The following is a 23542-nucleotide window of genomic DNA, read 5'->3' as shown; positions in this document are numbered from 1 at the left end:
CAATGTAGCAATACATGCGATGTAGTAAAGTCGCGGGCATGGGGTTGCGTGAGGCGAAGAAGGAACGAACCCGGGAGGCGCTGGTCGAGGCCGCCGTCCGGCTGTTCGAGGAGAAGGGGTACGAGCGGACGACGGTCGCGCAGATCGCCGCCGCGGCCCAGCTCTCGACGCGTACGTTCTTCCTGCACTTCGCGGCCAAGGAGGACGTGCTGCTGGCCAACAGCGTCCCCAGGGTGGATCTGGGCGTCGCGGCGCTCGGCGACCGGCGGCCCGGCGAGACTCCGGGTGACGCGCTGCTCCGGGCGATCGGCGCGATGGTCGCCGACGCCTCCGCGAAGGACCTCCCGACCGGCCTGGCCGCCGCCCGCGCCCGGCTCGTGGCCACCGAGCCGGCGGTCCAGGCGCGGCTGCTGCAGCGCATGGCCACCGCCCAGACCGCCCTGGCCGACGCGCTCCACCACGCGTACCCGGACGAGCTGGACCCCGTGGCGGCGGCGGCCGTCGCCGGCGCGGCGATCGGCGCGGTCAGCGCCGCCGCGGTCGTCGCCCTACGCCACGGCCTCCCCCCGGCGCAGGTCCGCGAGGCCATGCTGAAAGCCCCGGCCACCGCCGCCACCCACCTGCCGAAGTGACGTCGGCTCGCGTGACTCCCGGGGGTGCCGCCTCGTTCAACCCAAAGTAATCGACTGGTAACGTAGAGCGCATGCCATCGGCGCCGCACGAGGCCCTCCACCGCATCTTCCAGGAGGAACCCTCGCTCTTCTCCCGCACCCTCAAGGCGCTGGACATCCCGTTCCCCGAAGTCAGCTCGTTGTCGGTGGTCAACACCGACCTCACGGAGATCCTGCCGATCGAGCGACGCGTCGACACGTTGCTCCAGGTGAAGTCCGAGCTCGGCGAACACCTGGTCATCATCGAGTCACAGGGGAAGCGGGACCCCGAGAAGCCTCCCGCCTGGGCCTACTACATCAGCTACCTGCATGCGAAGTTCCGGCGCGAGGTCGTGCTGATCGTCATCTGTCAGCACGCGTCCACCGCGCGATGGGCCCGGGGCCCGAAGTCGATCGGCCTTCCCGGCATGCCGACCATGACCATGTGGCCGATCGCCCTGGGCCCCGACAACGTCCCCGCCGTCGTCGATCCCGCCGTGGCGGCGGAGGACGTGGTCCTCGCCGTGTTCTCCGCGCTCGCGCACGCCCTCTCACGTAGCGTGAATGCCATACTGGAGGCGCTGGCACCAGCGCTGGACACCCTCGACGTCGATGATGCGGGTTTCCTCGCCGAGTTCATCGAAGTCGGCCTCGGCGACACCACAGCCCGGCAGCTCTGGAGGAAGATGATGTCCACCGGGACGTACCGTTACCAGTCCGAGTTCGCCCAGCAGTTGCGGGAGGAAGGGCAGGTCCGGGGGGAGACGAGGTCGATTCTGCTGTTGCTGGAGCGCAGGGGGGTGGCCGTGGACGAGGCGGCGCGGGCGCGGATCGAGGGGTGCGCCGAGGTGGCGCGGCTCGACACGTGGCTCGTCCGCGCGATGAGCGTCGCCACCGTCGACGAGCTCTTCGACTGACTAGAGGTCTTCGATGGCGAGGGCGGCCCGCAGGAGGGTGGCGTGGACCTGGTCCTGGGGGAGGTCCATGGTGTGCACGACGGCCGACTGCAGGGCGCCGAGCACGGCCCAGCCGCGCACCGTCGCGGCCTCGTCCGGGCGGGGGCCGACGAGCTTGAGGTAGATCTCGTCGCGGAAGGTCCTGACCGCCTCGCCCGTCGAGCCGGGAGGGGCGGCGTCGGCGGTGCCGAGGTCCTCCATGAAGAGCCGCATCACCGCCCGGTGCCGCACCATGAAGCCGGCCAGCGCCGTCACGAAAGCCCGGCGGTCGCCCGCGAAGTCGGCGCCCAGCAGGGCGATCATGTCCTCCGCCGCCGGGGCGATGAGCTCGGCGGCGAGCCTGTCCTTGGGGTGGAAGTGGTACGCGATCGCGGTCTTGGTCAGGCCCACGGCGGCGGCGATGTCGGCGAGGGAAGTGTTGGCGTAGCCGCGCTCGGCGAAGAGCTCGCGGGCGGCGGCCAGGATGCGGCTGCGGGTGTCGTTGGCTGTGGTCATCATCTCATTTCCGGGTTCGCGCAACCTTCCCCCTTTTATCGCCCTTTATCGTAGTGCTGTACGACCGTACAGGACGGGCGTTCGAGGCTGGGGGTCGCGATGGCGCGCTTTCTGGGCTGGCTCGGTGGCTGGTGCGCCCGGCACGGGAGGGCCGTTCTGGCCTTATGGGTGACGCTGGCCGTGGCCGCGATGGGCGGCAGCCTGGTGCTGGGCAGTCCCGTCAGCACCGAGGTGAGCATCCCCGGCACGGACGCCCAGCGCGCTCATGACCTGATGCGTGACGGTTTCGGGCCGGGGTTCCAGCCCGGCGGCACCGTACAGCTCATCGTCTACTCCCCGGACGGGCCGCTCATCGAGGAGCCGCGCAAGGGGGCCGTCGAGGACGCGGTCGCGAACATCCGCGAGCAGGAGCACGTCAAGGAGGCCGACTCGCCGTTCCGGCAGGGCGGCATCGCCTCGAACCTGCAGATCGGCGTCATCACCGTGCGGCTGGAGGGCCACGACAGCAGCAAGGTGGCCGAGAACACGCAGCGGATCTCCGCGGCCGCCGAGCCGGCCCGCGACGCGGGGCTGGAGGTCGTCGCGAACGACAGTTCGACGCCCGCCGACAAGGAGATCAAGACCGGGCCGAGTGAGATCATCGGCGTGATCTGCGCCCTGCTGGTGCTGATCTTCGCGTTCGGCACGCTCACGGCCGCGCTCGTGCCGATCTTCACCGCGCTGGTCAGCGTGGCCACGGGACTGGGCGTGATCGGGCTGCTCGGGCATGTCATGGACGTGCCGAAGCAGGCCGGGATCATGGCCACGATGATCGGCCTCGGCGTGGGCATCGACTACGCGCTGTTCCTGCTGTCGCGCTACCGCCGGCTGCTCGCCTCCGGACTGCCCGTCCAGCAGGCGGTGCGCGGGGCGGTGTCCAGTTCGGGCGGGGCGGTGGTGTTCGCGGGCGGCACGGTCGTCATCGCGCTCACCGCGCTCATGTTCGCCGGGTTCCCGCTGCTGGCCACGCTCGGCTGGATCACCGGCATCTCCGTCGTGATGGCCGTGCTCACCGCGATCACGCTCGTGCCGGCCCAGCTCGGCCTGCTGGGCCACGGGGTGAACGCGCTGAAGGTGCCGTTCCTCGGCCGCCGGCCGGAGTCGTCGGGGTGGACTGCGCTCGGCATGTGGGTGGCGCGGCGGCCGTGGCGGGTGCTCGTCGGCAGCGTGCTCGTGCTGGCCGCGCTCGCCGCGCCCGCACTCTCGCTCAAGCTCGGGACGCTCGACGACGGGTACGGCGCGCACGGGTCGGAGCCGCGGCGGGCGTACGAGCTGATGTCGGTCGGGTTCGGGCCCGGCAGCACCGGGCCGTTGACCGTGGTGGCGAGCGGGCGGGGCGAGGTCACGGAGGCCGCCGCCGAGCGGCTCGCCGACCGGATCGGGGACCTCGGCGGCGTCGCCCACGTGGCCGAGCCCAAGCTGAACGACGCCGGGCGGGCGGCCATGATCCAGGTCATCCCCGACTACCCGCCCAGCGACCCGCGCGCCGCCGACCTCGTACGCGAGATCAGGACGTTCGACGGCGACGGGCTGGAGGTGCACGTGGGAGGTGAGGTCGCCGCGCTCACCGACGCCGCCGACCGGCTGACCGAGCGCACCCCGCTCGTCATCGGCGTCGTCGTGCTGCTCAGCGCCCTGCTGTTGCTGCTGGCGTTCCGGGCGCCGGTGGTGGCGATCAAGGCGGCGCTGATGAACCTCATCTCGCTCGGGGCCGCCTTCGGCGCGCTGGCTGCGGTGTTCTCCTTCGGCGTGGGCAGCGGGCTGGTGGGCATGGACCCGCCCGTGAACGCGTCGTACGTGCAGGCGCTGTTCTTCTCGGTGCCGATCGAGAGTTACGTGCCGCTGATGCTGTTCGCGGTGCTGTTCGGGCTGTCGATGGACTACGAGGTCTTCCTGCTGACGGCGGTCCGGCAGGCGTACCTGAAGCACGGCGACAACGCCAGGGCGGTGGCCGAGGGGCTGGGGTCGACCGGGCGGGTCATCACGTCGGCGGCGCTGATCATGGTGGCGGTGTTCACCGCGTTCATCGCGTACCCCGACTCGATGGTGAAGACGTTCGGCGTCGGCCTGGCGGTGGCGATCGCCGTGGACGCCACGCTGATCAGAGGATTCCTGGTGCCGGCGACCATGGTGCTGCTGGGGCGGGCCAACTGGTGGTGCCCGCGCTGGCTGGACCGGCTGCTGCCCAACCTTTCGGTGGAGGGGCACGAGGAGGAGCCCGCGCCGCCGGTGCGGGCCGACCGGCCCAGGGTAGGCGCGGGGGCCTGACCTGGATTCTTACCGGTCGTGCCGGGTAGTCGCAGGTCACTGCGGGGGGCGCGTACGACTCACAGGAGGCTTCCTCGTAAGGTGAGGACGCGTATCGCACATAAGCTGGGAGAGTCCGTGTTGCACGAGAAACTGTCGTCGATCTATGACAACGTCCTGCGCCGTAACCCGGGGGAGATCGAGTTCCACCAGGCGGTGCGGGAGGTGCTGGAGAGCGTCGGCCCGGTTCTCGGCAAGCACCCCGAGTACGCCGAGTCGAAGATCATCGAGCGCATCTGCGAGCCCGAGCGGCAGATCATCTTCCGCGTGCCGTGGGAGGACGACCGCGGCGAGGTCCACATCAACCGCGGCTTCCGGGTCGAGTTCAACAGCGCGCTGGGCCCGTACAAGGGTGGTCTGCGTTTCCACCCGTCGGTCTACCTCGGCATCGTGAAGTTCCTCGGGTTCGAGCAGATCTTCAAGAACAGCCTCACCGGCCTGCCCATCGGCGGCGGCAAGGGCGGCTCCGACTTCGACCCGAAGGGGCGCTCGGACCGTGAGGTGATGCGGTTCTGCCAGAGCTTCATGACCGAGCTCTACCGGCACATCGGCGAGTACACCGACGTGCCCGCGGGCGACATCGGCGTCGGCGGACGCGAGATCGGCTTCCTGTTCGGCCAGTACAAGCGCATCACCAACCGCTACGAGTCCGGCGTGATCACGGGCAAGGGCCTGGTGTACGGGGGAGCACAGGTACGCACCGAGGCCACCGGCTACGGGTGCGCGTTCTTCGTGGAGGAGATGCTCAAGTCGCGCGGCACGTCCTTCGACGGCAAGCGGGTCGTGGTGTCCGGCGCCGGCAACGTCGCCGTCTACACGATCGAGAAGGTCGAGCAGCTCGGCGGTGTGGTGGTGGCCTGCTCCGACTCCTCCGGTTACGTCGTCGACGAGAAGGGCATCGACCTCGACCTGCTCAAGCAGGTCAAGCAGGTGGAGCGCGGCCGGCTGGAGGCGTACGCGGCGCGCCGCGGCGACCACGTGACGTTCGTGCCGGGCGGCAGCGTGTGGGACGTGCCGTGCGAGGTGGCGATGCCGTCCGCGACCCAGAACGAGATCACCGGCCGCGACGCCGCCGTCATGGTCGAGAACGGCTGCGTCGCGGTGGGCGAGGGCGCCAACATGCCGACGACGCCCGAGGGCATCAAGGTGTTCCTGGAGGCGGGCGTCGCCTTCGGGCCGGGCAAGGCCGCCAACGCCGGCGGCGTCGCCACCAGCGCCCTGGAGATGCAGCAGAACGCCAGCCGCGACTCGTGGAGCTTCGAGTCCACCGAGCACCGGCTGCAGGAGATCATGAGCGACATCCACGACCGCTGCCTCGAGACCGCCGACGAGTACGGGATGCCCGGCAACTACGTGGCCGGCGCCAACATCGACGGGTTCCGCCGGGTGGCGGACGCGATGCTCGCGCTGGGGCTGATCTGAGGGTCTAGGTCGCGGGCAGGGCGGTGGCCAGCAGGATCACGCCGACGGACCCGACCAGCGACGTCACCGCCATGGCGCGGGCGAAACCGCGCCGTCCGGCGCCGGTGGCCCAGCCGTGCAGGGCCGCCGCCGCCATGACCGCGGCGAACAACGCCAGCTTGGCGGCCAGGATCCGGCCGTAGCCGGGCTCGGCGAGCGACTCCCAGGTGACGCCCTTGTGCCAGGCGATGGCCACGCCGGTGCCGATCTGCAGGGGCAGGAACACCGCGCCGGTGAACATGCCGAACCGCCGCCCGACCGCGTTCATCACCTGGCCGCGCCGCTCCTCGTCCAGGATGCGGCGGGCCAGCGGCAGCACCACCAGCGAGACCGTGAGCTGCCCGCCGACCCACAGCGCGGCCGACAGCACGTGCAGGAAGCGCACCACCGCCCACCAGGTCACTCCACCACCACCTCCGCCGCCTCACGGTACTGTCCCCCGGCGGGCAGGGGACGGGCCCAAAGGCCGTGGCGGGCAGGACTAAAGTCCCCGCACGGCCCGTCCCGACCGCCGCCACGCGGTGAGCCCGCCCTCCAGCGGCCGGGCCCGGAAGCCGTGCCCGCGCAGCAGCTCGACCGCGCGCGGGGACACCACGCAGTAGGGGCCGCCGCAGTAGGCGATGATCTCCTTGCCGCCGGGCAGCTCGCCCAGGCGCTCCTCCAGCTCGCGCAACGGCACCGACACCGCGCCCGGCACGTGTCCGGCGGCGAAGGCGCCGGGCGAGCGCACGTCGAGCACGAGAGTCGCCGGGTCCGCCAGCCTGGCGGCCAGCTCGTCCGCCGTCACCGTCTCGTACGAGCCCAGCAGGTCGGCCACCGCGTCCCGCAGGTCGGCCAGCCGGTCCTGGGCGAACCCCTGGAACGCGCCCAGGAACCGCGACACCCGCTCGTCGGCCAGCCGGTAGTAGACCCGGGTGCCTTCCTTCCTGGCGGTCACCAGCTGGGCGGCGCGCAACTGCTGGAGCTGGGCGGAGGTGTTCTTCAGCGGGACGCCCGCCTCCCGCGCCAGCTCCTCGACGGTGCGCTCCTGCTGGTCCAGCACGTCGAGCAGGCGCAGCCGCACCGGGCTGGCCAGCGCCTTGCCGATGCGGGCGAGCTGCTGGTAGACGGGCTCCTCGGGGAACATCAGACCATGTACTGGTCGTGGCGGCGGTACAGCTCGGTCCACTCCTCGGGGCTGAGCTGCCGCTCCTCGGCGGCGATGGCGGCCAGCTCCTCGAAGTACGCCTCGCGCGGGGCGCCGGGGGTGAAGAGGATCAGCATCGACGCGGGCTCGCCCGACTCGTTCCTGAAGGCGTGGATGCCGCCCTCGGGGACGAACAGGAAGTCGCCGGCGTTTCCGTCGGCCCACTCCTTGCCGTTGTAGAGCCGCACCGATCCGGACAGGACGTAGAACGACTCGGTCATGGTGCGGTGGAAGTGCGGCTGCGGGCCGCCGGGGCGCGGGCCCATCTCCCACCGGTACAGGCCGAACGCGCCGTTGGTGGACTCGCCGGTGCCCAGGTAGTGCACCTGCGTTCCGGGGTCCTTGCCGATCACCAGGTCCGGGCCCTGGGTGGTGCGTCGCAGCCGTCCGCTGGCCTCGCCGTTCTCGTCGAGGTAGCGCGCGTCTGGGTAGGACATGGGGGGCTCCTCTCGTTTTCTAACGTTCTTTAGATTAACGGCTGACGGGTCGGTGCGGAAGGGGGAAAATGATCGACGGCCGGGCGGCCGTGGCCCGCGGAAGGCGCGTCCGGACGAGGGCGCCGGGGGTCAGGCGCGGTGGCGGCCTCGGCGGGGGCCTCTGCGACCCTCGGCGGTGCCGCGGATGTCCCGGGCGGCGGGCGCGCGGTCGGCTGAGCGTGGGGTGCCGGTCAGGGCGGGCTCGTACGTCCGTGTGGAGATCGGGCCTGCGGGCTCGTACGGGGCATTCTGGGACGCTGCGTGGGTGCGGGCGTGCTGGGTGCCGTGAGCCGGGTCGTGCGGGCGGTGGCGGCGGCCGCGGAGCGGGGCGTCCGGGACGAACGGCTCCAGGCGCTGGATGTCGACGGACTGCCGGTGGCGGCGGCCGCGCAGGGGTGTGTCCGCCGTGGGACGCTCCTCCGGGCGGACGCGGGACGGTGCGGCCGGGTGGTCGCGGCGGCGGCGGCCGGGGTGGGCGTCGGCGGAGGCGAGCGGGAGTACTGGCTCCCCGCGGTCGGGGGCAGCGAGGGGGAGGACCGGCTCCCCGCGGTTGGCGGAGGCGAGCGGGAGGACCGGCTCCTCGCGGATCGGGAACGGTCCGGACGCGCCGCCCAGGAGGTGGAAGGCGCTGTAGGGGTCGGGCAGCTCGTACAGCCCCGGCTCGCGCGGGATCTCGATCGGCCCCGTGTCGGTGATGAGCCGGCGGGTCGAGCCGTCGTCCTCCCAGACGAGCGTGATCGGCCGCTCGGGCGCGGGGGCGGGCCGGCGCGGGCGGGAGAAGGCGTCGAACTCGCTGGTCGCCTCCGGGATGACGATCGGTTCGTGGGGGAACAGCGCCCGCAGGGACCTGAGCGCGGTGACCGGCTCCGCGACGTCGACCAGCGGCCGTGGCGCCTCCAGCTCCATCGGCTCCTGCAGCGGGCGAGAGGACGCGGTACGGGCCTGCTTGCGTGATTTGCGGCGGCGGTGGGAGCGGGACGCGGAGTCCTGCGCGACCGCCGCTCCGGCCGGGGCGGGCCGCAGCCGCAGCGTCTTGGCCTTGGCCACCGCCAGCACGGCGAGGGCGGCCACCAGCGCGGAGGTGAGCAGCGCGGGGGAGTCGACCGTGACGGACGGGGAGGTGGCGGAGGCGTCCGTGATGACGGGCAGCGGGCCGGTGGTGACGGCGCTGGTGTCGGCCGTGGTGGGCTTGGCGTGCTTGCCGGACTTCGGCGCGGGAGAGTCGGCGGCGCCGGGGACGGCCTTGGGGGCGGGCTCGGACTTCTTCCCGGTGTCGGACTTCCCGGCCTTCGGCGGGGTCGCGTCCTTCTTCTTCTGTTCCTTCTCGGGGCGGGTGGCCGACGGGACCTTCTGCTGTCCGTCCAGCTCGACGTGCGGGACCACGATGGCGAGCCCGCTGCCGTCCTGTGTGCCGACCCCGGCCTTGGCCTCCATGGCCGCGGCCTCGTCCGCCGCCTTCTGGGCCGCCTCGGCGTCCAGCCGCTCCTTGATTTTCCACGGGTACCCGTAGCCGACGACCTTGCCGGTGTCACGCACCTTGCGCTTGGCCACCCCGCCGTCGATGTTGCCCTCGATGGTGTGGATGCGGCCGCCCGCGACCTTGGTCACCACGCCGACGTGGTCGATCCGGGCGATGCTGTCGGAGCCGCCCCAGTCGAAGAAGACGAACGCGCCCGGCTCCGGCTTGGTGCCCCAGGCGTCCTGCTTCCTGAACCACTTGGCGTGCGCCACGGTCCAGGCGAACTGGCCCATCCACTCCTCGTACCCGAGCTTGGTCGCAGCCCAGCCCAGGAACATGTCGCACCACGGGGCGGAGCTGTAGTCGGCGTCGAACTCGATGTTCTCGCCGTACCAGTTGCCGAACTTGGTGTACGCACCGGACTTCTCCGAGTAGCCGAGCTGGCTCTCGAGAAGCTCGATGAACTTCCGCATCTCTGGGGTCATGGAAGTGCGGGGGCCAATCCTTCCAGGAGACCGGTTACGTCCGAGCGACCAGGGGTACAGCGGGGAACCCCGGGACACTTGTGTCGAAACCGGATACCAGTAGTCATCCGTGATGAAGGAGGCTACCGTCACGGATGGCCAGGTCAAGCCTGCGTCAAGAAATCGTCACGAGATCCTCTGCTTCAACCGGCAGGTCAGCAGTCTTCCGGATGGAACGCCCCAAAGAGGATTTAATCCCAAAAGATCTACTGACTCCGGCGTGACTACTTCGTTACGCCGTCGTGATCGTGCGGAGCGTGACGGATCTCATGGACCGTTCCCCGGCTCTAGAATGAAATTCGGTAGAATTCGTTCTAAGATGATGTCCCATGTCGATCGACGTGACGTCCGAAGCCACCCACGCGGCGCTCCTCGCCCTGGCCGCACAGACCCGTGAGTTGATGGACGCCGTGCTCGCGACCGGTGCCGACGACGACGAACTGGCCGCTGTCACCGAGGAACTGCGCGCCCTCACCGCCCGCCTCGACGCCGCCCGGCGGCCCCCGGTGGAGTTCGGCGAGCCCCGGTGGCTCCTGGGCAACGCCGCCGTCGGAGCCGCCAACCCGTTCGCGCCCCCGGTCGAGGTCGAGTACCCGCCCGGCGGCGGGGTCCGCGCCGAGCAGGTCTTCCGGCCGCTGCACGAGGGCCCGCCGGGGCTGGTGCACGGCGGGGTCAGCGCGATGGTCCTCGACCACCTGCTGGGCACGGCGGTCGGCGTGGCCGGACGCGTCGGACTGACCGCCTCGCTCACCATGAGCTACCGCGCTCCCGTCCCGCTGGGGGTCCTCGTCGTGGCGACGGCGGAGTACACCCGGTCGGAGGGCCGCAAGTCCTGGGCGGAGGGCCGCATCGCCCTCCCCGACGGAACCGTCCTGGTGGAGGCCACCGGTCTCTTCATCACCCCGGGCTGGCTCCCGCAGGAGGCCTGACGGGGCGCAGGGCCGCCTGGCCGTCCGGTGTGGGGGTGGGCTGGGAGGGCGAGGCGCAGGCGGGGCCGTCCACGGCCACCTCGCTGATCTGCGGCCCGTTCGCCGCCGCGGGTTCCGTCATCGCCACCAGGGTCAGGTGGGCGCGGTGGCCGCACGCCACCTGGCCGAGGTCGCGGCGGGCCCGGCTGGTGTAGTCGGTGCCGCCGGACAGGGTGCGGCTCTCGCCGGCGACCTCGCGCGACACGCCGCCGTCGTCGCGCCGCAGGTACGACAGCCGCAGCCGGACGCTGCCCGGACCGTCGGCGGTGACCCGGACCGAGCCCGTGGAACCGTCCCAGGACAGGATGCCGATCCCCGTCACGGCGGTGCTCCCGCGGGGCGGCGGGGAGGCGGGGGCTCTGGACGTCGTGGGGGCGACGCTGGGCCGCGTGGTCGGATCGGGGCGCGGCCGGCCCGGGCTGTCCGAGGGAGGAGGGCCGGTGGGGCGCTGGTCGGAGGCACTCCGATCCGGGCCGGAGGCGGACGGGCCGGGGGACGCCGTGCCGGAGGGGTCCGCCGACGGCGGGCCGGGGGACGTCGTGCCGGAGGGGTCCGGCGGCGGTTCCGTGGCGGGCGGGGGGACGTCCGCGGTGGTCTCCGGGGGCATCAGCGCCGTGGCCGGCCCCGGGGGTAACGTCCCGCCGGACGCCAGCAGCGAGATCGCCACCGCCACCACGGTCGCCACCGCCAGCCACAGATAGGGCGGCAGCGCGGGCAGCGGACGCGGGACGGCGGCCCTGGGGGCGGGCTCGCGCTCGGTCCTGGCCAGCGGGAAGCGCAGCGCGAGCGCGGTCGCCGGCTCGGCCAGATGGCGGCGGCCCCGCTGCTCCCACTCCGTCCCGTAGCCGGCGACCGCGTCGCGCTCCAGCTCGGCCAGGAACTCCACGGCGGACGCGTACCGGAGAGCGGGGGCCTTGGCCAGCCCGTGCCGCAGCAGCCCGCGCAGCGCGTCCGGCACCACCTCCAGCGGCGGCGGCTCCACCAGGTGCTTGTCGCGCAGGGCCGCCAGGTCCTCGCCGCGGTACGGCGCGCGCCCTCTGACGGCCTCGAACAGCACGCACGCCGCCGCGTACAGGTCGGCGAGCGGGCCCGCCTCGCCCCGTGTCCACAGCTCGGGAGCCATGTACGGCGGGCTGCCGGCGGGCACGCCGGGCTCCTCGGCGTGCGTCACGATGCCGAAGCCGGAGAGCTTCGCCGTCCCGTCGGCCTGCACGAGCAGGTTCTCCGGCCGCACGTCGCGGTGGGCCACGCCGCGCCCGTGCGCGGCCGCCAGCGCCTCCAGCGTGCTCTTGACCACGACGAGCGCCGCCTCCGGGCTGACCCGGACGTTCTCCCTGAGGATCTCCCGCAGCGACACCCCGTCGACGAGCTCCATCACGACCGCGGCCCGCCTGGGCGTCTCGACGTACTCGTACACCCTGACCACGTGCGGGTGGTCGATCTCCACCAGCTCGGCCGCGTCCTGCCGGTAGCGGGTCATGAAGTCGTCGTCCCTGCGCAGGGTCGCGTTGAGGTACTTGATCGCGACGTACGCGCCGGTCTCCTGGTACGTGGCCAGGAAGACCCGGCCGGTGCGCCCGCTGTCAAGCTGGCGTACATCGCGGTAACCAGGGACCACGTCCAACCCCTCCGGAACGGCAGCCGATCTGTTTCCGACCGTCTCACCGGAGGTCGCGATTGTCACGTGCGTGGACGGGTGGGGGCCATCCCTCAATATCACAATATGTGCTGATAGAGTCACAGATTGTGACTAGACGAGTAGAAATCGGCTGGCCCACGCTGGGCACCGCCGTGATCGCCGAACTGGACGAACGGAACGCCGTCCTGGCCCAGAGCGTGTGGGACGCGTTGCCGTACCGGAGCCTGCAGGGGCATGCCCTGGTGGCAGGCCATCACCTCTACCACGTCGCCCCGGTCCACGGCCTGCTGCACGTGCAGGGCACGCACAAGGTGGACCGTCGCGAGGCGCCCGACGGCACGCTGTTCGCCTCCCGGCTGCAGCACCTCGGCATCAAGTACGGCGAGCTGACCGAGCCGATGCCCGCCGTACCCATCGGCCAGGTGCTCCCGGAGCACCTCGACACGCTGGTCGAGTCGGGGCACGAGATCTGGGAGTCGGTCTACCGGACCAAGAAGGTCGTCATCGCCGAGGTCCGGCGGGCCGGCGAGCCGGGCGGCCACCGCCTGACCCGGCTGAGCGTCACCGACCCGCAGATCGACGCCCTCATCGGCGACGTGCACGCCGAGACCGAGCGCATCTGGCTGAGCCCGCCCGACGACCTGGCCGACATGCACGAGGGCCGCATCCCGTCCTGCGCGGGCAGCTTCGAGACGGTGCTCACCACGCTGGTGTTCGTCAACGGCGAGACCCGGCCGCTCGGCTACTCCTGCTTCACCGGGCTGGTCCGGGCCGCGTACGAGGAGATGCCTCTGGAGTCGCTGCGCCACATGGCGCAGCTGCTGGCCGCCACCCCCGCCGAGTTCCTCGGCTACTGCGGGCTCGGCAAGCTCCACGACTTCACCACGAGGGCGCTCGCCGGGCTGGACCGGATCGACAACCGCGACGACTTCGCCGCGCTCATGGCGCACCTGGCCCTGTACGTCAACTGCCTGGGCAGCTGGAACCTGCAGCTGTTCCCGTGGCAGCTCGGCGACCACCTGCGCCGCAAGGGGTCGCTCGAATGAGCGGCCGGGTCGTGGTCGTCGGCGGCGGCGTGATCGGCCTGTCCGTCGCCTACCACCTGGCCGAGGCCGGCGTCGGCACCGTGCTGCTGGAGCGCGGCACGCTCGGCTCCGGCGCGTCACGCGCCACGGCCGACGTGCTGCGGGCCTACTTCGCCGGCGACCCGGTCAGCTCCGCGCTGGCCGTGCGGAGCCTGGACGCCTACCGCGACTTCGCCACGCGGCCCGGCGCCCGGCTGCCGATGCGCCAGGTCGGCTACCTCGTGCTGTTCACCGACGCGGACCAGGTGGCGGCGTTCGAGGCCGACCTGCCCGCGCAGCGGGCCGTTGGGGTGGACGTCGAGCTGATCGACGCCCGCCGGGCCAGGCGGCTCAACCCGCTGATCGGCGGTGACCTGCCGCTGCTGGCCGCCGCCTGGTCGCCGCAGGCGTACGTGTCCGACACCGCGGCCATCGTCGACGGCTACGCGCAGGGCGCCAGGATGGCCGGGGTGCGCATCCGCACCGGCTGCCCGGCGCTCGCGGTCCACGACGGCCGGGTCGAGACGCCCGGCGGCACGATCACGGCCGACGCCGTGGTGTGCGCCGCCGGCGCCTGGTCGGCGCCGCTGGCCAGGTCGGCCGGGGTCGATCTGCCGCTGCCCGAGCCGGTCACCCAGGAGCTGCTGGTCACCGACCCGCTGGAAGCGCTGCCCGAGCTCCCGATCACCCTGGACGCCGCCAGCCGGCTGCTGGTGCGGCTGCGCGGCGACCGGCTGCTGATCGGCATGGGCTACCCGGACAACGACAGGGCCGCCTGGCGCGCCGGGGTCGCCGCCCAGCTCGCGGTCACGTACCCGAGCCTGAGCGGGGTCCGGCTGCACACGGCGGTCACCGGCGCGCGCGACGCCAGCCCGGACAGGACCGCGTTCATCGGCCACCGGCCGGGGCCGCCCGCGTTCCTGTACGCGGCCGGGTTCTCCGGGCACGGGCTGTGCAACGCGCCCGCCGCCGGCGAGCTGGTCCGCGACCTCTACCTGGGGCGCGAGCCGTGGCTCGACACGGCCACGCTCGCCGTCACGCGGGAAGGGGTGGGCTGAGCCGTGGACGCCACGACGGACGCCGATACGGGCGCCGATACGGGCGCCGGGGTCGAGTTCGTGCTCGACCCGGCCACCCTCGACGTGCACGCGGACTGCGAGCGGCTGCGGGAGCTGGGGCCGCTGGTCCGGGTGGAGATGGAGGGCGTGCGCGCCTGGGCCGCCACCCGGCACGCGACCCTGGCCGCGGTCCTCGCCCACCCGGACCTGTCCAGGGACATCGCCTACTGGGATCCGGAAGGCCGGGCCGCCGTCCGCGACGGCACCGCGGTGCGCCGGATCACCTTCGACACGTCCATGCTGAACGCCGAGGGGGAGGAGCACCGGCGGCTGCGCGGCCCGATGGCCCGCGTCTTCAACGCCCGCCGGGTCGAGGAGCTGCGGCCGTGGGTGGCCAGGCTGGCCGCGGAGAGGGTGGACCACCTGGCCACGCTGCCGCCGGGGCCGGTGGACCTGCGCGAGCAGTTCGCCTACCCGATACCCAGGGACGTCATCACCGAGCTGATGGGCATCCCGCCGGCCATGCGGGCCCGGGTGCACGAGCTGACCGACGTGGCCGCCGGCGTCGGCGACACGCCGGTGGACGTCACCGAGGCGAGGAAGGTCCTGTACGGGATGGTCGCCGAGATCATCGAGGGCCTGCGCCGCACGCCGGGGCCCGGCCTGATCAGCGCGCTCGTCCAGGAGGGCGAGCTGACCGGGAAGGAGCTGCTGGACACGGTCGAGCTGGTGTTCATCGCCGGGCACGTGACGACCGTCAACCTGCTCACCAACGGCGCCCGCGCCCTGCTGCGCGAGCCCGCCCAGCTCGCCCTCGCGCTCGGGGGCGAGCTGGCGTGGAGCGCCGTGGTGGAGGAGACCATGCGGTGGGACTCGCCGATCGCGCACTTCCCGATGCGGTACGCGGTCCGCGACCTGGAGATCGAGGGGGTACGGGTGCGCAAGGGGGAGGCGGTGGTCGCCTGCTTCGCCTCGGCCGGCCGCGACCCGGAGCGGTACGGGGCGCGGGCCTGCCGGTTCGACGCGGTGGCGGAGCAGCCCGGTCACCTGTCGTTCGGGCACGGCCGGCACTTCTGCCTGGGGGCGCCGCTGGCCAGGCTGGAGGGCGAGGTGGCGCTGGCCGCGCTGTTCGAGGCCTTCCCGGACATGCGGCTCGCCGGGCCCGACGCGGGCACCCGCCCGCTCGGATCCGTGCTCGGCAACAGCACGCGCAGCCTGCCGGTCCTGCTCGGCGAGCGCCACAACTGAGAAGGGCGCCCGCTCCGCCACGGCGGAGCGGGCCGCCTCAGGCCAGGGCGGTGAGGAGTCCGATCGTCAGGGCGGTGCGTTCCGGGATGTGGCCGACGAGGACGTGCTCGTGCCGGGCGTGCGCGCCGTCGCCGACCGCGCCGATGCCGTCGAGCACCGGCCGGCCCAGCCCGGAGACGAAGTTGCCGTCGCTGGCGCCGCCCACCGCGGCCTCCTCCAGCGTCCAGCCCTGCCCGGCGGCCACCGCCTGGGCCTCCTTGAACAGGCGCTGCGACGGCGGGTTCGGCGTCATCGGCGGCCGGTTCCAGCCGCCGGTCACCGACACCGTCACGCGCGGGTCCGCGGCGTCGAGGCCGGCGAACAGCTCGTCGACCCTGGCCATCTCCGCGAAGTCGCTCACCCGTACGTCCACCCCGCACGTCGCCAGGCCGGCGGCCACGTTGCGGCCGGAGCCACCGCTGATCAGGCCGACGTTCACGGTCGTGCCACGCTCAGGCGCGGCCCCGGCGGCGATGCGGGTGACCAGCTCGGCCAGCGCGTGGATGGCGCTCGCGCCCGCCGCCGGGTCGAGCCCGGCGTGCGCCTCCACACCGGTCACCGTCACGTCGAACAGGCCCACCCCCTTGCGCGACGTCTTCAGCGCGCCCCGCAGCGACGCCTCGAACACGAGGGTGGCCAGCATCCCCTCGCTCGCGGCCTCGATGCGCGGCCGTGACGCCAGGCTGCCGATCTCCTCGTCACCGTTGAACAGGAACCGCACGCCCGGATGCGGCAGCCCCAACGCACGAAGCCCGCGCACCGCCCAGATCGCCTGCACCAGCCCCGTCTTCATGTCGAACACGCCGGGCCCGGTCATCCGCCCGTCCTCGATCGCGAACGGCCAGGCCGCCAGCGTGCCCGCGGGCCACACCGTGTCGTAGTGGCCGAGCAGCAGCACCTCACCCGGCGCGGTGCCCGCGTACCGCAGCTCCAGCACGTCCCCGTACTGTCCGCCGTCGTGCAGGGTCTCGCCCGCGGGCGGGCCGAGTCGCTCGGCGGTCAGCTCGCGGACGGCGCGCAGCCCGCGGACGAGCGCGGGCTTGTCGTGGCTGGGGGTCTCCAGCTCGACCAGCGCCCTGATGTCGTCCAGCATCGCGGGCAGCGCCTGCCGGGACCACTCCTCGATCGACATGGGGTTCCTTCCTTCAGAGGTGAGACCATCCAAGCGTGAAAGTCACCATGCCCGGCATCACGGTCGCCGACCACGTGTTCACCGTCCCCCTCGACCACGCCGACCCCGGCGGCCGGACCATCCAGGTGTTCGCCCGGGAGATCCGCGACCCGGCCGTCACCGGCGACCTGCCGTGGGCGCTGTTCCTCCAGGGCGGCCCCGGCGGCAGCTCGCCCAGGCCCACCGGCCCCGGTCACTGGCGGCCGCTGCTGCGCACCCACCGCGTGCTCCTGCTCGACCAGCGCGGCACCGGCCGCAGCACCCCGGTCTCGCCCGTCGGCACGGACGAGGAACTGGCGGGTTACCTGCGGCACTTCCGCGCCGACGCGATCGTGGACGACTGCGAGCACATCAGGAAGGCGCTCGGCGTCGAGAAGTGGGAGACGTGGGGGCAGAGCTACGGCGGCTTCATCACCCTCACCTACCTGTCCAGGGCGCCGGAAGGGCTCAGGGCGTGCCACGTCACCGGCGGGCTGCCCGGCCTCGACGCCACCGCCGACGACGTCTACGCCCGCACCTACGAGCGGGTCCGCGCCAAGGTCCGCCGCCACCACCTCCGCTATCCCGGGGACGAGGCCGCGGCCCGGCGCGTCGCCGAGCACCTGGCCGGGGAAGAGGTGCTGCTGCCCGACGGCGACCGGCTGACCGTGGAGCGCTTCCGTACCCTCGGCATGAAGCTCGGCATGGGCGACGGCTCGGAGCGCCTCCACTGGCAGCTCGCGGAGGCCTGGGACGGCGACCGGCTCGCCGACCCGTTCCTGTACGAGGTCATGACGGAGACCGGGTTCGTCGGCAACCCGCTCTACGCCGTGCTGCAGGAGATCATCTACGCCCAGGGCGCCGCCACCCGCTGGGCGGCCGAGCGGTTGTTCCCCGCCGACTTCGGCACGTTCGGCATGTTCACCGGCGAGATGGTCTATCCCTGGATGTTCGACGCGATCCGGTCCCTGCGGCCGTTCAAGGGCGCCGCCGAGCTGCTCGCCGCCGCCGACGACTGGCCGCCGCTCTACGACCTGGACCGGCTGGCCGCCAACGAGGTGCCGGTCGCCGCCGTCGTCTACCACGACGACATGTTCGTGGACGCCGGGCTGTCGCTGGAGACCGCCGGGAGGGTCGGCAACCTGCGCGTGTGGGTGACCAACGAGTTCGAGCACGACGGCTTCCGCGTCGCCGCGGATCAGATCGTGCCCCGGCTCATGCGGATGGTGATCGACCCCCGTTAGCCTCACGCAGCGGCAGCCGCACCTCGAACCAGGTCTCGCCCGGCACCGAGCGCACCTTGATCTCGCCGCCGTGCCGCCCCGCCACGATCCGGTACGAGATGTCGAGCCCCAGCCCGGTGCCCTGGCCGACGGACTTGGTGGTGAAGAACGGCTCGAAGATCCGATCCTTGATCTCCTCCGGCACGCCGTGGCCGGTGTCGCCGATCTCCACGATCGCCTCGTCCTCGTCGTACGCGGTGCGGATGGTCAGCGTGCCCTCGTCGTCCATGGCGTCGAGGGCGTTGTGGATCAGGTTGGTCCACACCTGGTTGAGCTCGCCGCCGTAGCAGGGCACCGGCGGCAGCGTCCGGTCGTAGTCGGTGACCACGGTGATGCCCGGCGGCAGCTTGCCGCGGAAGATCGCGATCGTGCTGTCGAGCAGGCCGTGCAGGTCGAGCACCTGGAACGGGGCCCGGTCCATCTGGGAGTACTCCTTGGCCGAGCGGATCAGCGTGGTGATCCGCTCGGTGGCCTCGGTGACCTCGTTGAGCATCTGCGAGATCTCCACCGCCTCCGACAGCCAGCGCAGCGCCGCCGGCGCGTGCTCCGCGCCGGCCTCGCGCCGCACCTTGTCGAGGTGCTCGGTGCCGAACCCGGCGCTGACCAGGGCGGGAGCCAGGTCCCACGCGTCCTCGACGCCGAGCTCGTCCAGCGCGTCGCCCAGCTCGTCCTCGGCGTCGGAGATCTCCAGCGGGCTGCGGGAGGGCAGCTTGCCGACCGCCTCCATGCACGCCTCCTGCATCTCGATGAGCGCGCGCAGCCGCTCGGGCGGGATGCCGTTCTCGGCGAGCTGGGCCAGCTCCACCCGCGACGACCTGACCAGTGAGCGCAGCTCGCTCACCGCGCGGACCGCGGCCGCCGCCGGGTTGTTCAGCTCGTGGGTGAGCCCGGCCGTGATGGTGCCGAGCGCGGTGAGCCGCTGCCGCCTGTCGATCATCTCCCGCTGCATGCGCCCGCCGGACTGCAGCCCGTCGAGCAGGTGCATCGCCATCGGGAACCACTCGGTCACGATGTAGGCGAACTTCTTGGCCGGGAGCACGAACAGCCGCGACGGCGCGGTGGCCCGCAGCGTGTGCTGGTAGGTCTGCGGCGCCCGGTCGCCCAGGTAGGCGGAGGTGGCGCCGCCGTAGACGCCGGGCTGCGAGGTGCGGGGCATGGCGACGGTGCCGGCGCTGACGGTCTCGGAGATCATCTGCACCTCGCCCTCCATCAGCACCACGAAGCAGTCGGCCGGCTCGCCCTGGCACACGACGTCCTCGTCCTGCTCGGCGGTCGTCATCCGGCCGCTGGTGGCGAGCTTGGTGAGCTGCTCGTCGGTCAGCCGCTCGAACAGGAAGAGCTTGCGCAGTTCGTCGATGTCGACTGTGTCTGTCACTGCTTCTCCAAATAGCGGTGTACGAGCGCGACGGCCATCGCGCCCTCCCCGACGGCGGAGGCCACCCTCTTGATCGACTCGGCGCGCACGTCACCGGCCGCGAGCACCCCCGGCACGTTCGTCTCCAGGAAGTAGGGCTGGCGGCGCAGCGTCCAGTTGCGCGGCCGCTGCCCGCCCTGCACCAGGTCGGGCCCGGTGAGCACGAACCCCTTCTCGTCACGCTCGACCGTGTCGTCCAGCCACGAGGTGTACGGCTGCGCGCCGATGAACACGAACAGCCACTGCGCGTCGACGACGCGCTCCTGGCCCCCGCTCGACAGGGTCAGGTGCTGCAGGTGCCCGTCGCCCTTGCCGCCGGTCACCCGCGTCTCCAGGTGGACCTCGATGTTGGGGACCGCCTGGATCTGCTCGATGAGGTAGTGGGACATGGACTTCTCCAGACCGTCACCTCTCACCAACAGATGCACGGTCCTGGCGAATCCCGACAGGTAGACGGCCGCCTGGCCGGCCGAGTTGGCGGCGCCCACGATGTAGACGTCCTGACCGCGGCACGACGGCGCCTCCGTCAGCGCCGCCCCGTAGAAGACGCCCCGGCCGACGAAGTCGTCCAGGCCGGGCGCGTCGAGGCGGCGGTAGGCGACGCCGGTGGCCAGGATGACCGCGTGCGCGGCGATCTCGCCGCCGTCCTCGAAGCCGACCACCCGCGCCTGCCCGCGCGGCTCCAGGCGGGTCACCCTGCGCGTGGTCAGCAGCTCGGCGCCGAACCGCAGTGCCTGCCTGCGGGCCCGGTCGGCGAGCTGCTGCCCGGACACCCCGTCGGGGAAGCCCAGGTAGTTCTCGATGCGCGAGCTCTGGCCCGCCTGCCCGCCCGAGGCGTGCGCCTCCACCAGCACCGTGCGCAGCCCCTCGGAGGCGCCGTAGACGGCCGCGCCCAGCCCGGCCGGGCCGCCGCCTACCACGATCAGGTCGTAGAAGTCGGTGGCCGGCGTGGTCGACAGGCCGACCGTCGAGGCCAGTGTGGACTGGTCGGGCGCCTGCAGCATCGACCCGTCGGCGGTGACCACCAGCGGCAGGTGGCAGTCGTCGCCGGCCGCCGCGACGAGCTGCGCGCCCTCCGGGTCCTCGGCCAGCATCCACTGGTAGGGCACGTGGTTGCGGGCCAGGAACTCACGCACCTTGTAGGACGGCCGGGACCAGCGGTCGCCCACCACCCGCAGCTCCGCCACCTCCACCCGGTCGGTGCGCTGCCAGGCGTCGAGCTGGCCGTCGATCACCGGGTAGAACTTCTCCTCGGGCGGGTCCCACGGCTTGAGCAGGTAGTGATCCAGGTCGACCACGTTGATCGCCTGGATGGCCGCGTCGGTGTCGGCGTAGGCCGTCAGCAGCACCCGCCGGGCATACGGGTACATGTCCATCGCCGCTTCGAGGAACTCCACCCCGTTCATCTGCGGCATGCGGTAGTCGGCGAGGATGGCGCAGACCTCGTCACCCCGCAGCCGCATCTCACGGACCGCTTCCAGCCCCTGCACGGCCGTCTCGGCGCGGACGATCCTGTAGTGCTGCCCGTAACGGCGCCGGAGGTCGCGAGCGACGGCCCTCGACACCCCCGGGTCGTCGTCGACCGTCACGATGACCGGCTTGTCCATGCCCCTGCCTTCCATTTGTCCCCTATGTGCAGGATGCCTTCTTTCCTGCCCGTCGGGTCAAGCGATGACGCGGCTTTCGCCGCCGTCCACCAGCAGCGAGATCCCGTTGACGAACGAGGCGCGCTCGCTGGCGAGGAACGCCACCACGTCGCCGACCTCCTCCGCCCGGCCGACGCGCCCCAGCGGCACGTTCGCCCCCCGCTCCGCCAGCCCTTCCACGCCGCCGGACAGGTCACGCAGCCGGTCGGTGTCGATGGGCCCCGGCATCACGTTGTTGACCAGCACGCCGTCGCCGCCCACCTCGCGGGCGAGGGTGCGCACCATGCCGGCCACGGCCGAGCGGGTGGCGTTCGACAGGGCCAGCCCGTCGATGGCCTCCCTGGCCGACCTGCTGGTCACGGTGACGATCCGGCCCCAGCCGCGGGCGCGCATCTCCGGCAGCGCGGCCCGCATCAGCCGTACGGTGCCGAGCAGGTTGCGCTGCACCGCCACGTCCCATTCGGCCGCGGTCACGTCCACGAACCGGCCCGGGGGCGGCCCGCCCGCGTTGGCGACCAGGATGTCGATCGGCCCGAGGACGTCGCGCGTCTCGCGTACCAGCCGCTCGGCCGACTGCGGGTCCTCCACGTCGGCGAGCACGGCGTGCACCACCTTGCCGTACTCCTGGAGCTCCACCACCGCGTCGGCGAGGCGTTCCGGGTTGCGCGCGGCGACGCACACGTCACAGCCCTCCCGCGCGAGGCTCTTGGCGGCGGCGAGCCCGATGCCCGCGCTGCCGCCCGTGACGAGTGCGACCTTGCCTGAGATACCGAGATCCATGACTGGACTATAGAGCCGGACGGACTCTCACATCGGCGGGCGCACGCGGGTGAGTTTGTCCGGATTGAGCACTCCGTACATCGTGCGGACCCGGCCGTCGCGCATGTCCACCGCGAGCAGCTGCATGTGGTCGCCCAGCAGGCTCCAGAGCACGGGCTGGCCGTTGGCCGAGCCGATCGCGGCCCTGCCGTACGGGTAGCGCGTCCACAGCCCGGCCAGGAAGCGCACCACCTTGTCGCGGCCGACCACCGGGCGCAGCGCGGAGCGGACCTTGCCGCCGCCGTCGCCGTAGAACACCACGTCGTCGTGGAGCAGCTCCGCGAGCGCTTCCAGCTCGCCTTCCGCGGCCGCCGCGATGAACCGGTTGAACAGCTCGGCGTGCTCCTCCGGCGACGGCCGGAACCGGTCGCGCCCCTCGGCCAGCCGGCGGGTGGCGCGGTGGTGCAGCTGGCGCGCGTTCGCGACGGACACGCCGATGATCTCGCGGATCTGGTCGTACGGCAGCTCGAACGCCTCCCGCAGCACGAACACCGCGCGCTCGGGCGGCGACAGGCGCTCCATCATGTGCAGGGTCGCGAACGACACCGTGTCGCGCAGCTCGGCCGTGTCCATCGGCCCGGCGTCGCCGTCCGCGACCGGCTCGGGCAGCCACGGGCCGGTGTAGGCCTCCCGCTTCACCCGGGCCGAGCGCAACTGGTCGAGCGCCAGCCGCGACACCACGGTGATCAGGAACGCCCGCGGCTCCCGCACGTCCTCCCGGTCCGTCGCCGACCAGCGCAACCACGCGTCCTGGACCACGTCCTCGGCGTCCCACATGCTGCCCAGCAGGCGGTAGGCCAGCCCGATCAGCACGGGACGGTAGGCCTCGAAGTCGTCCACCCTGGTCATGCCGCGCAGCGTACCCGTCAGGGACCGCCGCTCCTCCGCTGGGCGCATCCGCTTCGCCGGAGAGCGGAGCCGGATGTGGCGGGGCACCGGGTGGAAAACCCGGGGCGGGCGTGATGAGCTTGGCGGGTGGCACGCAATCTGATCCTGTCAGGAGGCCCGTTCCACGACTTCGACGCGACCTCGGCGGCGCTCGCCGAGGTGCTCGCGGAGGTGGGGGTCGAGTCGGAGGTCACCGAAGACATCGCCGGCGCGCTGAGCGAGCCGCCCGAGGTCCAGCTCATCACCGTCAACGCGCTGCGCTGGCAGATGGACCTCGACCGGTTCGCCGACCTGCGCGACCGGTGGCGCTTCACGCTCCCCGCCCAGGCCCGCACCACTCTGCTCGACCACCTGGAGCAGGGCGGCGGCCTGCTGTGCATGCACGCCGCGGCCATCTGCTTCGACGACTGGCAGGGCTGGCCGCGCGTCCTGGGCGGCTGCTGGGCCTGGCCCAAGTCCCACCACCCGCCGCTCGGCTGGACCGGCGTGCGCGTCCACGGCGGCCACCCGGTCGTGGAGGGGCTGCGCGACTTCGACGTCGTGGACGAGGTCTACAGCGACCTCGACCTGCTGCCCGACGTGCGGCCGCTGGCCTCGTCCAACGGCCAGCCGCTCATGTGGGCCCGCCCGGTCCGGCGCGGCCGGGTCTTCTACGACGCGCTCGGCCACGACACCCGCGCCTACGACAACGAGGTCCACCGGACACTGCTGCAACGTGCCGCGCTCTGGCTGCTGAAACGGCCGGTCACGGTCCGAGACTGAAAAACGTCACA

The 23542-nt window shown here is 72.4% G+C and carries 21 protein-coding genes; 10 read left to right on the top strand and 11 right to left on the bottom strand.

What is annotated here, in order from left to right; genetic code table 11:
* Window positions 1-38: 38 nt before the first annotated feature.
* Window positions 39-632, top strand: a complete 594-nt coding sequence (locus ABD999_RS37170; protein WP_271276029.1) for a TetR/AcrR family transcriptional regulator — start codon at window positions 39-41, stop codon at window positions 630-632.
* A gap of 71 nt (window positions 633-703) precedes the next feature.
* On the top strand, window positions 704-1567 hold the full coding sequence (locus ABD999_RS37165; RefSeq protein WP_271276028.1) for a hypothetical protein: 864 nt from the start codon (window positions 704-706) through the stop codon (window positions 1565-1567).
* On the opposite strand, the gene ABD999_RS37160 is transcribed toward ABD999_RS37165, so the two are convergent.
* Window positions 1568-2104 carry a TetR/AcrR family transcriptional regulator gene (locus ABD999_RS37160; RefSeq protein WP_271276027.1) on the bottom strand — a complete coding sequence of 179 codons (537 nt, stop codon included), beginning with the start codon at window positions 2102-2104 and terminating at the stop codon, window positions 1568-1570. It lies immediately after the preceding gene.
* 96 nt (window positions 2105-2200) lie between these two features.
* Here ABD999_RS37160 and ABD999_RS37155 point away from each other — a divergent pair, with 96 nt between their 5' ends.
* Both ABD999_RS37155 and gdhA read left to right on the top strand, forming a co-directional pair.
* Entirely contained in the window at window positions 2201-4408 is a 2208-nt protein-coding gene (locus ABD999_RS37155; RefSeq protein ID WP_271276026.1) for an MMPL family transporter, read from the top strand.
* Window positions 4409-4525: 117 nt separating this feature from the next.
* Window positions 4526-5869: an NADP-specific glutamate dehydrogenase gene (gene gdhA / locus ABD999_RS37150; protein ID WP_148033685.1), complete on the top strand. Its 1344-nt coding sequence runs from the start codon at window positions 4526-4528 to the stop codon at window positions 5867-5869.
* Window positions 5870-5873: 4 nt separating this feature from the next.
* On the opposite strand, the gene ABD999_RS37145 is transcribed toward gdhA, so the two are convergent.
* From ABD999_RS37145 to ABD999_RS37130, 4 genes are all read right to left on the bottom strand, one after another.
* Entirely contained in the window at window positions 5874-6311 is a 438-nt protein-coding gene (locus ABD999_RS37145) for a DUF4149 domain-containing protein (RefSeq protein WP_219550207.1), read from the bottom strand.
* Between the two features lie 78 nt (window positions 6312-6389).
* Window positions 6390-7034 (bottom strand): ArsR/SmtB family transcription factor, encoded by a 645-nt coding sequence (locus ABD999_RS37140; RefSeq protein ID WP_219550209.1) that lies wholly within the window; start codon window positions 7032-7034, stop codon window positions 6390-6392.
* Window positions 7034-7531 carry a cupin domain-containing protein gene (locus tag ABD999_RS37135; protein ID WP_271276025.1) on the bottom strand — a complete coding sequence of 166 codons (498 nt, stop codon included), beginning with the start codon at window positions 7529-7531 and terminating at the stop codon, window positions 7034-7036. Before ABD999_RS37135 ends, ABD999_RS37140 begins: the two co-directional genes overlap by 1 nt.
* A gap of 129 nt (window positions 7532-7660) precedes the next feature.
* Window positions 7661-9502 (bottom strand): CHAP domain-containing protein, encoded by a 1842-nt coding sequence (locus tag ABD999_RS37130; RefSeq protein ID WP_271276024.1) that lies wholly within the window; start codon window positions 9500-9502, stop codon window positions 7661-7663.
* A 380-nt stretch (window positions 9503-9882) separates the two neighbouring features.
* Between ABD999_RS37130 and ABD999_RS37125 the strand changes: the two genes are divergently transcribed.
* Entirely contained in the window at window positions 9883-10482 is a 600-nt protein-coding gene (locus ABD999_RS37125; RefSeq protein WP_219550213.1) for a PaaI family thioesterase, read from the top strand.
* On the opposite strand, the gene ABD999_RS37120 is transcribed toward ABD999_RS37125, so the two are convergent.
* The gene (locus tag ABD999_RS37120) at window positions 10451-12139 is read right to left on the bottom strand and encodes a serine/threonine-protein kinase (RefSeq protein WP_271276023.1); all 1689 of its coding nucleotides are present in this window, start codon (window positions 12137-12139) and stop codon (window positions 10451-10453) included. The two genes, ABD999_RS37125 and ABD999_RS37120, sit on opposite strands and share 32 nt — an antisense overlap.
* Before the next feature lie 128 nt (window positions 12140-12267).
* Here ABD999_RS37120 and ABD999_RS37115 point away from each other — a divergent pair, with 128 nt between their 5' ends.
* The 3 genes from ABD999_RS37115 to ABD999_RS37105 are packed head-to-tail and all read left to right on the top strand — an operon-like array spanning window position 12268 to window position 15530.
* Window positions 12268-13206, top strand: coding sequence for a cucumopine synthase-related protein (locus tag ABD999_RS37115; RefSeq protein WP_261808774.1), 939 nt, complete (start codon window positions 12268-12270; stop codon window positions 13204-13206).
* Window positions 13203-14282, top strand: a complete 1080-nt coding sequence (locus ABD999_RS37110; RefSeq protein ID WP_148033678.1) for an NAD(P)/FAD-dependent oxidoreductase — start codon at window positions 13203-13205, stop codon at window positions 14280-14282. Before ABD999_RS37115 ends, ABD999_RS37110 begins: the two co-directional genes overlap by 4 nt.
* Window positions 14283-14285: 3 nt before the next feature.
* Window positions 14286-15530 (top strand): cytochrome P450 family protein, encoded by a 1245-nt coding sequence (locus tag ABD999_RS37105; RefSeq protein WP_271276022.1) that lies wholly within the window; start codon window positions 14286-14288, stop codon window positions 15528-15530.
* A gap of 37 nt (window positions 15531-15567) precedes the next feature.
* Here ABD999_RS37105 and ABD999_RS37100 read toward each other — a convergent pair whose 3' ends face one another.
* Window positions 15568-16701 (bottom strand): M20 family metallopeptidase, encoded by a 1134-nt coding sequence (locus ABD999_RS37100; RefSeq protein ID WP_271276021.1) that lies wholly within the window; start codon window positions 16699-16701, stop codon window positions 15568-15570.
* A 35-nt stretch (window positions 16702-16736) separates the two neighbouring features.
* Here ABD999_RS37100 and ABD999_RS37095 point away from each other — a divergent pair, with 35 nt between their 5' ends.
* Window positions 16737-17963 carry an alpha/beta fold hydrolase gene (locus ABD999_RS37095; protein ID WP_271276020.1) on the top strand — a complete coding sequence of 409 codons (1227 nt, stop codon included), beginning with the start codon at window positions 16737-16739 and terminating at the stop codon, window positions 17961-17963.
* On the opposite strand, the gene ABD999_RS37090 is transcribed toward ABD999_RS37095, so the two are convergent.
* From ABD999_RS37090 to ABD999_RS37075, 4 genes are read right to left on the bottom strand one after another with little or no spacing between them, the layout of a single operon-like run.
* Complete coding sequence (locus tag ABD999_RS37090; protein WP_271276019.1) at window positions 17935-19377, bottom strand: ATP-binding protein; 1443 nt, start codon at window positions 19375-19377, stop codon at window positions 17935-17937. The two genes, ABD999_RS37095 and ABD999_RS37090, sit on opposite strands and share 29 nt — an antisense overlap.
* Complete coding sequence (locus tag ABD999_RS37085; RefSeq protein ID WP_148033674.1) at window positions 19374-21023, bottom strand: NAD(P)/FAD-dependent oxidoreductase; 1650 nt, start codon at window positions 21021-21023, stop codon at window positions 19374-19376. The genes ABD999_RS37090 and ABD999_RS37085 overlap by 4 nt, the downstream gene beginning before the upstream one ends.
* Window positions 21024-21080: 57 nt before the next feature.
* Window positions 21081-21842 carry an SDR family NAD(P)-dependent oxidoreductase gene (locus ABD999_RS37080; RefSeq protein ID WP_148033673.1) on the bottom strand — a complete coding sequence of 254 codons (762 nt, stop codon included), beginning with the start codon at window positions 21840-21842 and terminating at the stop codon, window positions 21081-21083.
* A 27-nt stretch (window positions 21843-21869) separates the two neighbouring features.
* Window positions 21870-22730 (bottom strand): RNA polymerase sigma-70 factor, encoded by an 861-nt coding sequence (locus tag ABD999_RS37075; RefSeq protein WP_271276018.1) that lies wholly within the window; start codon window positions 22728-22730, stop codon window positions 21870-21872.
* A 126-nt stretch (window positions 22731-22856) separates the two neighbouring features.
* Between ABD999_RS37075 and ABD999_RS37070 the strand changes: the two genes are divergently transcribed.
* Window positions 22857-23531 carry a ThuA domain-containing protein gene (locus ABD999_RS37070; RefSeq protein WP_271276017.1) on the top strand — a complete coding sequence of 225 codons (675 nt, stop codon included), beginning with the start codon at window positions 22857-22859 and terminating at the stop codon, window positions 23529-23531.
* Window positions 23532-23542 lie beyond the last annotated feature (11 nt).

The organism is Nonomuraea ferruginea (assembly GCF_039540635.1).
GTDB classification, from domain to species: domain Bacteria; phylum Actinomycetota; class Actinomycetes; order Streptosporangiales; family Streptosporangiaceae; genus Nonomuraea; species Nonomuraea ferruginea.
This window is presented reverse-complemented; position numbering and strand designations above follow the sequence as displayed.